Here is a 13,510-nt window from a genome sequence, read left to right as displayed (position 1 = left end):
ATTCTATCGGACTGGCCAGAAGAGCCAACAGCAGGTGGTGGGATAAATCCGATCCCTACAATAGCCTACTTTGCTGCCGTATCGGTTGTTACTGGAGATGGTGCTGCACTCTGGGTTTGAAGCGCTGGAAGCTCAGGCTGTTTTGTGATTCCAATAATCGTTGATTTGATTACACTTCCATCTTGCCAATTAAGTCCTTGATCCACAATTTGAACCATAGGAAGTTTGGGCTTATTGAAAAGAGCAAGCTGAACCTTTCCTTCATATTTGGTAGCATCCAGCTTGTCATTAAAGAGCTTTGCTGAAGAGGCAACTTCCTTCATATCTACTTCTTGACGGAGTGCAAAGCCTTCTGGACCTAAACCTGAAGGATTTTTAGGATCAAAGGCCTGGGCTTTCATTCCAAAGATTTTCTCATAATAGGCTAAAACATCATTAAAAGAATCTTTGGTGGTATACACTTTCTGTTCAAATTTGATTCGGCTAGCCTCTGGAACGCCGGCTTGCATTTTGTCTGCACTTTCTTTGGAAAGATTAGTCAAAGTTTCGTCAGGAGTTGCTCCCGGTGGAAGATCTACTCCAAATACTTGTTCAGAAAAACCATGTGAAACAGTTAAAAGAAATAAAGATAATGCAATGGTCGATACCCACTTCTTACTCATGTTTGTTTCCTCCTTGTTTACTGGACATCCTATCATAGGGGGATAGGATGATCAACAATGAAAATATCTTCTATTAGATTTTATATATTTTGCAATGCAAAATGTTCTTATTTCATTTATGATGACAGTTTAAGGAAAATGAGATGTTAGGTGTTAAAGGTCAATGATGGAATCAAAAAATTTTTCACCATCAAAGATTCGTGTTCGGTTTGCACCGAGCCCTACGGGTTTTCTCCATATTGGGGGGGCACGAACGGCCCTTTTTAATTGGCTTTTTGCCCGTCATCTAGGGGGAATTTTCCAGCTTAGAATTGAAGATACCGATCGGACTCGGTCAGAATCCCGTTTCAGGGATGAAATTTTGGAGAGCTTACAGTGGTTAGGTTTGAATTGGGACGAGGGTCCTATTTATCAATCGGATCGATTTCTCCTTTATCGGGATTATGCGGCTCAACTCGTTAAGAAGGGGGCGGCACATGTTTTTGAGGGTGCAACGGTTTTTAAAATGCCTCCGAAAAAAGTTCAAGTTAAAGATCTGGTTTATGGAAATTTAGAATTTGACAACAGCCTCTTGAGCGAATTGGTCATTTTAAAATCGGATGGAACACCGACTTATCATTTTGCCTGTGTCATCGATGATGCGCTTTTAAAAATCACCCATGTCATCCGTGGAGATGATCACCTCTCTAATACGCCCAAGCAATTAGCCCTTTATGAGGCGTTGGAGTTTGCTCCACCTCAATTTGCGCATGTGCCTATGATTTTGGGAAGAGATGGCGAGCGCTTGAGTAAGCGTCATGGGGCGACATCTGTCCTGCAATATAAAGAGGCGGGTTTTCTTCCTCAGACGCTCATTAATTTTTTGGCGCTTTTGGGTTGGTCTCCGGGTCATGACTTGGAACTCATGGAGCGAGATGAACTCGTGAAACTCTTTTCTCTCGAACGTATCAATCGTAAGAGTTCTATTTTTAATTTAGAAAAATTAGAATGGATGAATTCACAGTATCTTCGCAAACTAGGGCCTCAGGCATTTCAGGACTATCTTCTCTTTTGTATTTGCCAGAAGTGGGGAAAGGAGCCGTCTCAAGAAATTTTGAAGGGGGTTGCTAGACTTTTTCAAGAAAGGGTTAAAACCTTTTCAGATTTTTACACGGAATCGTCCTATTTTTTTGAAGATTCTGTGAGTTTAAATTCTGAGGCTTTTCAAAAGTATCTTTCAGATTCATCTGCAAAGGAGAGACTAAAAACATTCAAGGAAAAGCTTCAAGGAGTTACAGAATTTACCTCTGCTCAACTTGAAATAGTTACGAGAGATTTAGCCAAGTCTTTAGGAGTGAAGGCCGGAGATCTTATTCATCCAACTCGAGTTGCCCTGACCGGAAGATCGGTGAGCCCTGGGATTTTTGAAGTGATGAGTTTATTGGGAAAAGAAACAGTTTTGAAGAGACTGGAAGAAGCTATAAAGACAGTTTAAAGTTCAAAGTTCAAAGTTTAAGGGTTCAAAATTCAATGAATGTTGAGTCGATCGTTAAAAAAAGTTCTCTCAATCTTGCCAATCGGATTACGATGGGAAGAATTCTTTTGGTTCCTATTTTTGTTGTTTTGATTTTAAGTTATCGAGAGGCGAAAGAATTGGAAGGGGAGTGGTTGAGGATAACGGCGCTGGTGATTTTTGGTTTAGCCATTATCACGGATGCGGTGGATGGTTTCATTGCCCGTACGCGTAACCAGAAAACAACTTTAGGAACTTTCTTAGATCCTATTGCAGATAAACTGCTTTTGATTTCGTCCATTATTTTACTGACCCTTCCTAATTCATCCTTGGGATATCATCTTCCATTTTGGTTCGCTGTTTTAGCCATATCTCGTGATGCTTTTATTGTATTGGGAGCGATTCTTATTCACATGCTTAATGGAAGTGTTAAGGTTGTTCCAAACCCTTTAGGGAAAATGACCACTTTTTTGCAAATGATTAGCATCGCTTGGATTTTGCTGAAGTTTCCGGGTCCCCAGTGTTGGGTTTGGGCGGCGGCCCTAGCGACTTTTTCGTCTGCCATTGGATATTTTATTTTTGGAAGCCGCCAATTAAATGGAAGCATTAAAATACAATAAGTAGTCGATAGAAATGAGTCGGTAGTAAAAGAACGAATTACATGAGGACGAATGATGCTTAAAAAAAATACCATTGCCATTATTGGTCGACCCAATGTCGGAAAATCGACGCTCTTTAACCGTCTTGTAGGCCATCGGATTTCAATTGTTCATGAAGAATCGGGTGTGACACGTGATCGGGTTCAGACACGTTGTGAATCCAATGGACTTCTCTTTAATTTGGTGGATACCGGAGGTGTGGATCTTCGAGAAAAGGATTCTCTTCATCAACAAGTTCGCGAACAGGTCCGCGAAGCTTTAAAAGAAGCCAGCCTTTTACTTTTTACAGTCGATGTCCAAGAAGGGATCACGTCACTGGATCGAGAGGTGGCCAGGTGGGTTAGAGAATCTGGGAAAAAGGTGTTTTTGGTGGTCAATAAAGTAGATAATCTGAATGAGGAATTGGCCGCTCGAGAGTTTCATCAATTAGGTTTTGAACCGGTGGTGATGATTTCTGCAACCCATGGGCGAGGTATTTCAGAATTAATGGATTTTGTAGAAGAAATATTAGAAAAACCTGAAAAAAGCGATGAGAATAAAGATCAAAAAGTGATTCCTGTTGTTGATGCGATTAAAGTGTCGGTGGTTGGAAAACCCAATGTAGGAAAATCAACCCTGATCAATCATCTTTTTGGAAAAAAACGTTTAATTGTAGATGATGCTCCTGGAACCACACGGGATGCGGTAGATGTCGAGATTGAAATTGGAGGACGACCCTTTGTTTTTGTGGATACCGCCGGGATGCGTAAGAGAAAACAGGTTCGAAGGGGCCCTGAGACTTTCAGTGTCATGCGGGCTTTAAACAGTATTCGCCGGGCTGATCTTTCGGTTTTAGTTTTAGATGGTGCCTCTGGAGTGAGTGCTCAAGATGTCAGGATTTTGGATGAGATTCGTAGAGGCATGAAGGGATGTGTCTTGGCTTTGAATAAATGGGATCTGGTTAAAGAAGCACCTGAAAAAGAATTTTCTAAGATGCTGGTCTCACGGTGGAAGTTTTTGGAGATTTATCCTATGATTTTTTGTTCAGCCTTAACAGGGTTTAGAATCGAAAATTTAATTCAAAAAATTATTCAAGTTTATGACAATGCGCGGGTTCGAATTTCAGAAGACGATCTAGACAAATTTATTCATCGGGCGATAGAGTTTCGTCAACCTCCCAGTGAACAAGGACATGTCCCTCGATTTTTTTCGATGACTCAGGATGGAGTAACCCCCCCTCAATTTAGTATTCAAGTCAATCAGGCAAACTTTGTGAAAGAGTCCTACCGGTTTTTTCTAGAACGAGAGTTTCGAAAAAAATTTGGTTTTGAAGGGGTTCCCATACAATTTACTTATAAATCAAAAATCAAAAATCAAAAATCAAAATGACACATCAAAATCCAAAATGTTTCCCATGTCGTTGCGTTAAAAATATTTGAATTTTGGATCGTCATTTTGCATTTTGATTTTTGGATTTTGGATTTTCAGAGGTTATGATATGACTCGTCAAGAGTATGAAGCCATAGAAGAAAAAATTCTAGCTCCCTATGCACGGAAAAGCGGAGAGACGCCTGGACGGGTGTATGTCGAAGAGGAGCATCCTTTTCGAACGGCTTTTCAAAGGGATCGGGACCGCATTGTTCATTCACGGGCTTTTCGCCGTTTGGAGTATAAGACCCAAGTTTTTGTGAACCATGAAGGGGATCATTATCGGACGCGACTAACGCATACGATGGAGGTTGCTCAGATTGGCCGAAACATCGCTAGGGCTTTATGTTTGAACGAAGATTTAACTGAAGCGATTTGCCTGGCTCATGATGTGGGACACCCTCCCTTCGGTCACAGTGGGGAAAAAGCGCTGGATGTCATGATGAAAGATATTGGGGGATTTGAGCATAATCAGCAGAGTCTTCGAATTGTTGAGAAACTGGAAAGGCGCTACCCCCAGTTTGAAGGACTCAATTTGACTTGGGAGGTTCGTGAAGGGATTCAAAAACATCGTCCAGGTAAAGTCGCAAATCTTTCAAGCCTGGAAGCTCAAATTGCTGATTGCTCTGATGACACGGCCTACCTCTGTCATGACGTCGATGATGGGCTGGCGTCTGAATTATTGAACGAAAAAGATCTTGAGCAAGTCGAATTGTGGACTGATACCTTTCAAAAAGTGAAAAATGATTTTCCGAATGTTGAGAATGAAGTTCGCTGTTATTACACCGTGCGTAATATGATTAATTCCATGGTGACAGATTTGGTTGAAAACAGTGAAAAGATGATTCAATCGGTTGATTTGAAAAGCCCAGATGATTTGAGCCAAGTCAATCGTCGCTTGATTGACTTTAGTCCTTTGATGAGAAAACAAGTGCAGAGTTTAAGGGAGTTTTTATTTAAATTTCTTTATAATCATGTTCTGGTAGAGAAGATGAACACCCGAGCGCATGAAGTTGTTTGCGATCTTTTTAAAATTTATCAGGAGAGTCCTCATCTTCTGAAAGAAACGACTCAAGCAAAATTAAAAGTCACACCCCCTGTCGTTAGCCCTTTGGGCCAATCCGCCAACAGCGGACCTGACTTTGGCAGCATGACGAAGGGGGCTCATCTTTATCAAGTGGTCTGCGATTATATTGCGGGTATGACGGATCGTTTTGCCTTGAACGAGCATAAGCGGCTTTGCGAGTTGGAGGACCGGATTTAATATTTACTATTTAATAAATAGTACTTTTATGTTATTTTGAGAGGATGGAGGTTTTAAGGTGTTATGAAAATGAGGACAGTGACGTTTTTGATGCCTGCTTTCATTCATCAGCAGCTCCGTCTTCTCGTGGGGCCCAAAAAAATGGGACGATTTATTTCTCAAGCTGTTTTAGAGAGGCTTTCCGAGGAACAAAAACAATTGCGCCAGTTTTACATTAAGGCTGAGAAAGACAAGACTCGCAAAAAGGTCATTTCTGAGTGGAGTAGGATAGAAGCGGAACATTGGCATGATTAAATTTCCGAAAAGAGGGGAAGTTTATTGGGTCAGGCTTGATCCTGCTATTGGAAGCGAGATCAAAAAAACGAGACCAGGTCTGATCGTTTCCAATGATGTGGGAAATGAGGTTTCTACGCGTGTGATTGTGGCTCCGATTACTTCTGAGGCTAAGAAGCTTTACCCCTTTGAAGCAGAGATCATTTTGAAGGGGAATAGAAATAAGGTTTTGCTTGATCAGATGAGGACCCTTGACAAAAGGCGATTAGGAGAAAAGATGGCCGAGGTTTCGCTCGATGAGATGGAGAAAGTTGATAAAGCCCTTAAACTTGTTCTTAACTTAGATTAAAGTCCATGCAATCTCGACCTGTTGCCATTGTCGGTGGAAAAATTCTTCAAGGAGATCAGTTTGTTTTCGGAGATCTCCTGGTCAAAAACGGAAAAATTGAGGAAATAAGCCCCAAAATTTCTTCAAGAAAAGCAACTTCAGTTGATGCATCGGGCCTTCGCGTCATTCCGGGTTTTATTGATTTACATCTTCATTGTGATCTGCCGGGAAAATCTAAAGATCCCCGCCAGTATGTTGAGGATATTTCAAGTAGTCATGCCCGTTTTGGGACCACGCGTTTCCTGGCAACATTCTGTACGGCACCTCTTCAAAAATTAAAGAGCTATGGCGATTTGATTAAATCTGTAAAGGGTCGTTTAAAAGGAGCTGAGATTCTCGGATGCCATTTAGAAGGGCCTTTTCTCAATTGTAAACAAGCCGGGGCGCAACCCATTGCTTATATTCGTAAGCCCTCGCTTGCTCTCTTAAAAGAGGTGATACATGCTTTTAAAAATAATCTTTCATTGATGACGCTTGCTCCTGAATTAAAGGGAATAGGAGAGGTGATTGCTTATCTAAAAGATCACCATATTCTTCCATCGATGGGACATACGAACGCGACTTATGAAGAGGCTTCTTGTGGCATTGAGTTGGGGATTCAATATGGAACGCATGTATTTAATCAAATGCCTCGACTTCATCACAGGGAGCTGGGGGCTGTAGGTGCTATCCTTTCAAATAGCAGAGTTTTTGCAGAGGTGATTGCGGACGGGATTCATGTTCATCCGCTCATGGTGAAGTGGCTTCTTCAGATTAAAGGATTAGAAAAATTAGTTTTAGCAACCGATTGTTTTACGCCACTATCCAATGACATAAATCAACCTCCTCCGCGTTTAGAAACCGGGACTTTAGCGGGAAGCGCTCTTTCTCTTCGCCGGGCGATTTTAAATTTGATACAATTTGCCAATGTGGGTGAAGCAAGTGCTATTAACGCTGCAAGTTTAAACCCTGCAAAGGTGCTCGGGATTAATCAGGAATACGGAAGCCTTGAGCCTGGAAAATTTGCAGATATTGTTTTGGTGGACGAAGCCTTTAATGTAAAAATGACAATGGTCGCGGGAAGGATAGTATATAGTAACTAGAAAAGAGAGATTAGTTCGTAATCGAGAAACACAATAACTTTGTTTTTATAGATAGTCAAAATCTCAACTTAGCTATTCGAGAACAAGGATGAATATTAGATTTTCAAAGACTGCGTGTATATTTAAGGGACAAATACAGCATAACCAAATCTTTTTTATTTATAGGGTATCTTCCTGAAAATCAGTCGTTATATAAAAATCTTCAAGACAGCGGATATATTCTTATATTCAAACCAACTTTAAGATATGGAGAAGGTCACATTAAAGGTAATGTTGATGCTGAGCTCGTTTTACATGCAATGATCGAATATAGTCATTATGAAAAAGCCTTGGTTATTACGGGGGATGGAGACTTTTATTGTTTGGTTGATTACTTTAACAAACAAAGTAAATTGCTAAAACTACTAGTTCCAAACGTTAATAAATATTCAAAGTTGCTTAACTCTTTTGCTCCTAATAAATTAGATTTTATGAATAATCTGAGAAATAAATTAGAACACAAAAAAAGAGAGCCAATTGCATAAGGACGAAACCTCATGAACCTGCTCTCATCGTGATTACAAGGCCATTGTAGCAAAGTAGCATGTAATGTCAAGCATTTGAAAAAAATTAATTATGAGTTTTTATGTGTGGAATCATTGGATATATCGGTCATAAAAATGCGGTGCCCATTCTTTTGGATGGGCTTGCACGATTGGAATATCGTGGATATGACTCCTCTGGACTCAGTGTGATGAATGGGAGGGGGAATTTACGGATTCTAAAAAAAGTGGGCCCTCTTGCGAATTTAGTGAAGCTAATAGAGCCCCTTCATCTTGATTCAAGCATTGGCCTGGGACATACCCGTTGGGCAACGCATGGCCGTCCTTTAGATCATAATGCGCATCCCCACGGCGATTGCATAGGTTCAATTGCCGTTATTCATAATGGGATCATTGAGAATTTTCAAGAATTGAAAGAGGCTTTGCAAAAAAAGGGACATCGTTTTTCTTCGGATACGGATACGGAGATGATTGCTCATGAAATTGAAGAAACTTTGGCGAAAGATAAAGTGACCTTAGAGGAGGCCGTCCGGAAGACCCTCCAAAAGCTTAAAGGAACATACGCTTTGGGAGTCATGCATCAAGCCTACCCGGATCTTTTGATTGCAGCACGTAAAGGGAGTCCTTTGGTGATTGGATTAGGGAAAGACGAAAATTTTATTGCCAGTGATGTTTCGCCTTTATTAACAGAGACACGGAAAGTCATTTATCTTCAGGATGAGCAAATGGCTGTCTTAAAGAGAAATGAATGCAAAGTCAAAAATCTTTTAGGCCGTACTGTTCGTTCTAAAATTGATCATGTCTCATGGAATTTGGACCAGGCTGAGAAGGGTGGATTTGAGAAGTTCATGCTGAAAGAAATTCATGAACAGCCAGGGATTTTAAAAAATGTTTGGATGGGGAGAATTGATTTAAAAAAGGGGTCGGTCCGGTTTGAGTCTGAGATTCTGACTTCACTCCAAATCAAGGTTATTCGCCGAGTGATTATTATTGCCTGTGGAACGGCCTATTATGCAGGTCTTTGCGGGAAATATATTTTAGAGCACTACACCAATATTCCTGTCGAGGTTGATTTAGGAAGCGAGTTTCGATATCGGCCGATTAAAGTGAGTCGGGGAACACTCGTGATTGCGGTCAGTCAATCTGGAGAAACGGCAGATACCCTGGCCAGTATTCGTAAGGCCAAAGAACTCGGTTGTCGTGTTCTTTCAATCGTCAATGTCGTCGGAAGTACCCTTACGCGAGAAAGCCATTCCGTGATTTATACTCAAGCAGGTCCTGAAATTGGAGTAGCCTCCACCAAGGCCTATTTGACTCAGCTTGCGGCTTTTTATCTTTTGAGTGTCTATCTGGGCCGGGCCAAACATCAGATGCCGGATGATGTTGCAGAGACTCTTTTATCAGAGCTCGTAAAAATTCCTGATAAAATTCAGTGGGTTTTAGATCATCAAGAGTCGATTAAGGCTTGTGCGAAAAAATATTATCGGGCCAAGAGTTCATTTTATTTAGGACGCGGCTTTAATTATCCGACCGCCTTAGAAGGAGCTCTTAAAAACAAGGAAATTTCTTACAGTCATGCTGAGGCGTATGCGGCTGGAGAGATGAAGCATGGTCCTATTGCCCTTATTGATAAAACTTTTCCTGTCGTATGCATCTGTACCCGAGGAAGTGTTTATGAAAAGATGATTTCAAATGTAAAAGAGATTCAAGCACGGCGTGGAAAACTGATCATCATTGCTAATTCTAAAGATCGTGTTTTAGAAGAATTAGCGGACGATAGAATTGAAGTCCCTGAAACGCTTGAAGAACTCTCACCCCTCGTCAACGTCATTCCTCTTCAGCTCCTGGCCTATTATCTTGCTCTTTATAGAGGCTGTGACATCGATCGACCTCGTAATCTTGCCAAAAGTGTGACGGTAGAGTAAAAAATAGCTGGAGACAGGAGACTGTATTGGGCCCCAAAAACTGGACAACAATGATGCCCTCAACTAGGGTGGGCATAAGGAGGGATCCAGAATGGGGATAAAGAAGAGTCACACGAACGAATTTAAGGCGAAGGTTGTCTTGGCGGCATTGAGGGGGGATCGGACTTTATCTGAATTGACCTCTCAATTTGGCGTACACCCGATTACCATCGGTCTTTACGGATCAGGGATGCCAGTTTACCAACGCCGATTTTACGAGACATCTGCAGAAGCGGAAGATCAAAATCAGCATGGATGGTCGGGGGCGGGCCTTCGACAATATCTTTGTGGAGAGGCTTTGGAGAAGTGTGAAATACGAGGACGTCTATCTCAAAGGGTATCAGACGATGACCGAGGCCGAGGAGGGCTTAAAACGTTATTTCCAGTTTTACACCAACGAGCGATTTCATCAGTCGCTTGGGTATCGAACACCCCGAGCGAGTCTACGTGGAAAAGATAGGATGGAAAGGGGTATCCATCTGTCCACGTTGATTCACAGAAAAGAAAGAAAAAAGAACCAAAAAACAAGTGATAGCAACTAAAAAAAATGTCTAGACAATGGGGTCCACTATAACCTTGCTTTCCCTGGCAACTTTGGGAGGTCTCAACTTTTCAATGGGCCAGAGCGGCGAGTCGTTTTTCGACAATCACCAATCGATTTTCAAGGAGTGTGAATTCTTCGAGGTCGACTTTAACTTTGATTTAGTTTTTAATGATGCGGATATCGGATTCAATACGAGCGTTACTTTCTTCAACTTTGGTGAGTCGGGTTTCAACTTTGGTGAGCCTATTCTCTACCGCTGAGACACGTTCACGCGTATCTGTCACGACTTCTTCGAGTCTGTCGAATCTTGCGTTCGCTTCTTTTCTAAAGCCGGTTAATCCTTCGCCAAAAACCTTAAATTGGCTTCGCATCTCCTCAATGAGGAGGCGTTGTATCGCTGGACTTCTTCTGGAGTGGGAATAGATTTTGGAGACTTTTTCTCGTTCATGAAAAGGATGCTACATCTACAATCAAACGGAGTCAATGGGAATATACGCAGGTGAGTTTTGGAGCGGCGATGATGCTCATGAGGGTTAACCCTAAAACCGAAATTGGCGCGTGAACTCAAGAGCAAGGGCTTGAGCCAGACGTCGTCCTGAGCGAAGCGAAAGGATCCCATTAATAAAAGTCTGTCGCTTCCTATTTCTGTTTTAGGGTTTAGAGAAGCAAAAAAACTTTGTCTGGCCACCAATCTCTGATAGTCTCTCCAAAAGGGTGTACATTAAAAATGAATCATGACTAATCCTAAAAAAACAAAAATTTTTCTATCGGGTCTTCTTTTGGAAGAGCTTCAGGCGCAATGTCTTGCCTGGGGTTTTGAAGCTTACCGGGCTCAGCAGATTTTGGATGGGGTTTATCGCAGAGGGAATAAGGATGTGAGCGAAATTTCAAATTTGCCTAAGAAGTTAAAGGAAATCCTAAAAAGTGAAGTACAAATTCATGATCTTTCGGTGGTGGAACGGGCCCATTCCAAAATGGATCAGAGTGTGAAATATTTGTTTCGGCTTTCAGATGATGAAATGGTGGAAGCTGTATGGATGCCTCAAGCCCGTTTTAAAACTATCTGTGTTTCGACGCAAGTAGGCTGCCCCATGAAATGCAGTTTTTGTGCCAGTGGCCAGGTGAAATTTAAGCGACATCTTGAAACCCATGAAATGGTCGGACAGATTCTGGCCATTGTTGCGGATTTAAAAAAAGGAGAACGCCCTGGGCATATTGTTTTTATGGGGATGGGAGAGCCGCTTCTTAATTTTGACAATTTAGTGAAGACCCTTCAGATTTTAAAAGCCCCTTGGGGATTAGGGATCGGGGCTCGAAAAATAACGGTTTCAACGGTGGGTTATGTCCCAGGGATTTTAAAATGGATTGAGGCAGGAGAGGCGTTAAGTCAAGTACGTCTCAGTATTTCTCTTCATGCCACACAAGATCGGATTCGAAGCCAGATTATGCAGATCAATGATCAATATTCGCTCTCTACGCTAATGGCCGTTTTAAAAAAATATTCTGAAAGCACGAGCCGCCGCGTCACCTTTGAATATGTGCTTTTGAAAGATGTAAATGATCGTGTGAGTGATGCCCGTGCCTTGGCAAGCATGGTCCAAAATATTGCCCATAGTATTAATGTGATTGAATATAATCCGATTGAAGGGACTCAGTTAGAACGCTCTCTCCATGGAGAAAGTTTCGTGGCTGAACTGAGAGCGCTGGGCGTTGCCGTTACTTATCGTCGGAGTAAGGGCCGAGACATTGAAGCTGCTTGTGGGCAGTTGAGAGGAGCCTTCTTAAAGCGGACAAAGGTTGGAGAGTAGTTTCTTATATCAAAAATCAAAATGCAAATATCAAAATGACAAATCAAAGATCGAAATTTTTCACAAAACTAAGCGTAGATACATTTTGGATTTTAATCTGTCATTTTTATTTTTGATATTTGGTTTTTGATTTAAAATTCCATCAGTGAATCCTATGGAAAATCCATCATCAAAATATTGTTTCGGTGATCTCATTGAACTTCAATTGGATTCCATCGCCTTTGGCGGAGAAGCCGTTGCTCGTTTGGACGGTTTAGTTATTTTTGTGGAGGGGGGGATTGATGGAGAGAAGGTTTTAGCGGAGGTGATTCAAGTCAAAAAAAAATTTTTGCGGGCCCGTGTAAAAGAAATTTTAGAGCCTTCTTCGCATCGAATCAAACCTTCCTGCTCTGTCTTTGGTGAATGTGGTGGCTGTCAATACCAGCATATTGATTATCCTCACCAGTTAAAAATAAAAGAGAATCAGGTTCGTGATGCCCTTGAAAGAATTGGACGATTAAAAGATTTTGAAATAGAGCCTATTATTGGTTCTTCTCAGGCTTATGGATATCGTAGTCGGGTGGATTTCCATGTTGTGAGAGATAGAGATGAAATTAAAATCGGCTTTGTGAATCGGTCGAACGAGTCTGTTATTGACGTGGATCATTGCCCAATCACTTCTCCTCAAATTAATCAAGCTTACCAAATGCTCCGTCAAAAAATTCTTAAAGGAGAGGACCATATCCCTGAATGGACTCAAGGGATTAAATTTTGGGAGACTGAAAATGGAGTTGAGGAATTTTTTTTAAGCCATTGTGGGAAAGTAGATTTAAGGGGATTTGAGTTTATTTCTTTAAAGGTGGATGGAAAAACTTTCAAGGTTCCTCCACTCTCTTTTTTTCAAGTGAATTTGGAGACCATTCCTTTTCTGATTCAGTGCGTTCGGGATTTTTTAGAACTTAAAGGGGATGAATTTTTGCTGGATACTTACTGTGGTGTGGGACTTTTCGGTGTTTTTTTAGGTTCTAAGGTTAGAAAATGTGTAGGCGTGGAGTCCGACGAAAGTGCAATTTCCTTTGCTAAAATCAATGCCCAAGAGAATGGACTTTCAAATTGTAAATTTGTTGAAAAAAGTGTAGAGAAATTTTTAAAACAGGGAAAAAAAGATCTCGGGGAGAGTCCCGATCGCATTATTCTTGATCCAACCCGTGCCGGTTGTACCCCAAGTGTTCTAGAATCCCTTGTCACTTTAGGGACTCCTCAGGTGGTCTATGTTTCTTGTAATCCAACCACTCTGGCTCGGGATTTGAGTTTCCTCGTCAAAAAAAGATATCACCTTGACCGTATTCAACCCATTGATTTATTTCCTCAAACCCAACATTGCGAAGTGGTGGTGTCTTTAAAAATCCAAAATTCAAAAATCAAGATCCAAAATTAAGGAATTGA

The 13,510-nt window shown here is 41.3% G+C and carries 14 protein-coding genes; 12 read left to right on the top strand and 2 right to left on the bottom strand.

Annotation, left to right across the window (positions count from 1 at the left end):
• Positions 1–65 precede the first annotated feature (65 nt).
• Positions 66–662, bottom strand: a complete 597-nt coding sequence (locus HYS07_04365; GenBank protein ID MBI1870410.1) for a hypothetical protein — start codon at positions 660–662, stop codon at positions 66–68.
• 166 nt (positions 663–828) lie between these two features.
• On the opposite strand from HYS07_04365, the gene HYS07_04360 reads away from it, so the two are divergent.
• The 10 genes from HYS07_04360 (at position 829) to HYS07_04315 (ending at position 10,275) form a co-directional block, all read left to right on the top strand.
• On the top strand, positions 829–2,136 hold the full coding sequence (locus tag HYS07_04360) for a glutamate--tRNA ligase (protein MBI1870409.1): 1,308 nt from the start codon (positions 829–831) through the stop codon (positions 2,134–2,136).
• A 35-nt stretch (positions 2,137–2,171) separates the two neighbouring features.
• Positions 2,172–2,774, top strand: a complete 603-nt coding sequence (locus HYS07_04355; protein MBI1870408.1) for a CDP-alcohol phosphatidyltransferase family protein — start codon at positions 2,172–2,174, stop codon at positions 2,772–2,774.
• A gap of 51 nt (positions 2,775–2,825) precedes the next feature.
• The gene (gene der / locus HYS07_04350) at positions 2,826–4,181 is read left to right on the top strand and encodes a ribosome biogenesis GTPase Der (GenBank protein MBI1870407.1); all 1,356 of its coding nucleotides are present in this window, start codon (positions 2,826–2,828) and stop codon (positions 4,179–4,181) included.
• Between the two features lie 109 nt (positions 4,182–4,290).
• Positions 4,291–5,484 (top strand): deoxyguanosinetriphosphate triphosphohydrolase, encoded by a 1,194-nt coding sequence (locus HYS07_04345; protein MBI1870406.1) that lies wholly within the window; start codon positions 4,291–4,293, stop codon positions 5,482–5,484.
• A 63-nt stretch (positions 5,485–5,547) separates the two neighbouring features.
• Entirely contained in the window at positions 5,548–5,778 is a 231-nt protein-coding gene (locus HYS07_04340; GenBank protein ID MBI1870405.1) for a hypothetical protein, read from the top strand.
• A complete protein-coding gene (locus HYS07_04335) occupies positions 5,771–6,106 on the top strand; it encodes a type II toxin-antitoxin system PemK/MazF family toxin (GenBank protein MBI1870404.1) in 336 nt (111 codons plus the stop codon). Before HYS07_04340 ends, HYS07_04335 begins: the two co-directional genes overlap by 8 nt.
• A gap of 5 nt (positions 6,107–6,111) precedes the next feature.
• Positions 6,112–7,227 carry an N-acetylglucosamine-6-phosphate deacetylase gene (nagA, locus tag HYS07_04330; GenBank protein MBI1870403.1) on the top strand — a complete coding sequence of 372 codons (1,116 nt, stop codon included), beginning with the start codon at positions 6,112–6,114 and terminating at the stop codon, positions 7,225–7,227.
• Positions 7,228–7,319: 92 nt separating this feature from the next.
• A complete protein-coding gene (locus tag HYS07_04325; GenBank protein MBI1870402.1) occupies positions 7,320–7,751 on the top strand; it encodes an NYN domain-containing protein in 432 nt (143 codons plus the stop codon).
• Between the two features lie 101 nt (positions 7,752–7,852).
• Entirely contained in the window at positions 7,853–9,694 is a 1,842-nt protein-coding gene (glmS, locus tag HYS07_04320; protein ID MBI1870401.1) for a glutamine--fructose-6-phosphate transaminase (isomerizing), read from the top strand.
• Positions 9,695–9,984: 290 nt separating this feature from the next.
• A complete protein-coding gene (locus HYS07_04315) occupies positions 9,985–10,275 on the top strand; it encodes a transposase (GenBank protein ID MBI1870400.1) in 291 nt (96 codons plus the stop codon).
• Positions 10,276–10,435: 160 nt separating this feature from the next.
• Here HYS07_04315 and HYS07_04310 read toward each other — a convergent pair whose 3' ends face one another.
• Positions 10,436–10,648, bottom strand: a complete 213-nt coding sequence (locus tag HYS07_04310; GenBank protein MBI1870399.1) for a hypothetical protein — start codon at positions 10,646–10,648, stop codon at positions 10,436–10,438.
• 363 nt (positions 10,649–11,011) lie between these two features.
• Here HYS07_04310 and rlmN point away from each other — a divergent pair, with 363 nt between their 5' ends.
• Both rlmN and HYS07_04300 read left to right on the top strand, forming a co-directional pair.
• Positions 11,012–12,085 carry a 23S rRNA (adenine(2503)-C(2))-methyltransferase RlmN gene (gene rlmN / locus HYS07_04305; protein ID MBI1870398.1) on the top strand — a complete coding sequence of 358 codons (1,074 nt, stop codon included), beginning with the start codon at positions 11,012–11,014 and terminating at the stop codon, positions 12,083–12,085.
• A 154-nt stretch (positions 12,086–12,239) separates the two neighbouring features.
• Complete coding sequence (locus HYS07_04300) at positions 12,240–13,502, top strand: class I SAM-dependent RNA methyltransferase (GenBank protein ID MBI1870397.1); 1,263 nt, start codon at positions 12,240–12,242, stop codon at positions 13,500–13,502.
• Positions 13,503–13,510 lie beyond the last annotated feature (8 nt).

It is taken from the genome of Chlamydiota bacterium (assembly GCA_016178055.1).
GTDB lineage: Bacteria > Auribacterota > JACPWU01 > JACPWU01 > JACPWU01 > JACOUC01.
This window is presented reverse-complemented; position numbering and strand designations above follow the sequence as displayed.

Excerpts from the sequence above, each read along its gene's own strand:
- HYS07_04365 (MBI1870410.1), bottom strand. The coding sequence starts at position 662 with ATGAGTAAGAAGTGGGTATCGACCATTGCATTATCTTTATTTCTTTTA.
- HYS07_04360 (MBI1870409.1), top strand. The coding sequence starts at position 829 with ATGGAATCAAAAAATTTTTCACCATCAAAGATTCGTGTTCGGTTTGCA.
- HYS07_04355 (MBI1870408.1), top strand. The coding sequence starts at position 2,172 with ATGAATGTTGAGTCGATCGTTAAAAAAAGTTCTCTCAATCTTGCCAAT.
- der (MBI1870407.1), top strand. The coding sequence starts at position 2,826 with ATGATGCTTAAAAAAAATACCATTGCCATTATTGGTCGACCCAATGTC.
- HYS07_04345 (MBI1870406.1), top strand. The coding sequence starts at position 4,291 with ATGACTCGTCAAGAGTATGAAGCCATAGAAGAAAAAATTCTAGCTCCC.
- HYS07_04340 (MBI1870405.1), top strand. The coding sequence starts at position 5,548 with ATGAAAATGAGGACAGTGACGTTTTTGATGCCTGCTTTCATTCATCAG.
- HYS07_04335 (MBI1870404.1), top strand. The coding sequence starts at position 5,771 with ATGATTAAATTTCCGAAAAGAGGGGAAGTTTATTGGGTCAGGCTTGAT.
- nagA (MBI1870403.1), top strand. The coding sequence starts at position 6,112 with ATGCAATCTCGACCTGTTGCCATTGTCGGTGGAAAAATTCTTCAAGGA.
- glmS (MBI1870401.1), top strand. The coding sequence starts at position 7,853 with ATGTGTGGAATCATTGGATATATCGGTCATAAAAATGCGGTGCCCATT.
- HYS07_04315 (MBI1870400.1), top strand. The coding sequence starts at position 9,985 with ATGGATGGTCGGGGGCGGGCCTTCGACAATATCTTTGTGGAGAGGCTT.
- HYS07_04310 (MBI1870399.1), bottom strand. The coding sequence starts at position 10,648 with ATGCGAAGCCAATTTAAGGTTTTTGGCGAAGGATTAACCGGCTTTAGA.
- rlmN (MBI1870398.1), top strand. The coding sequence starts at position 11,012 with ATGACTAATCCTAAAAAAACAAAAATTTTTCTATCGGGTCTTCTTTTG.
- HYS07_04300 (MBI1870397.1), top strand. The coding sequence starts at position 12,240 with ATGGAAAATCCATCATCAAAATATTGTTTCGGTGATCTCATTGAACTT.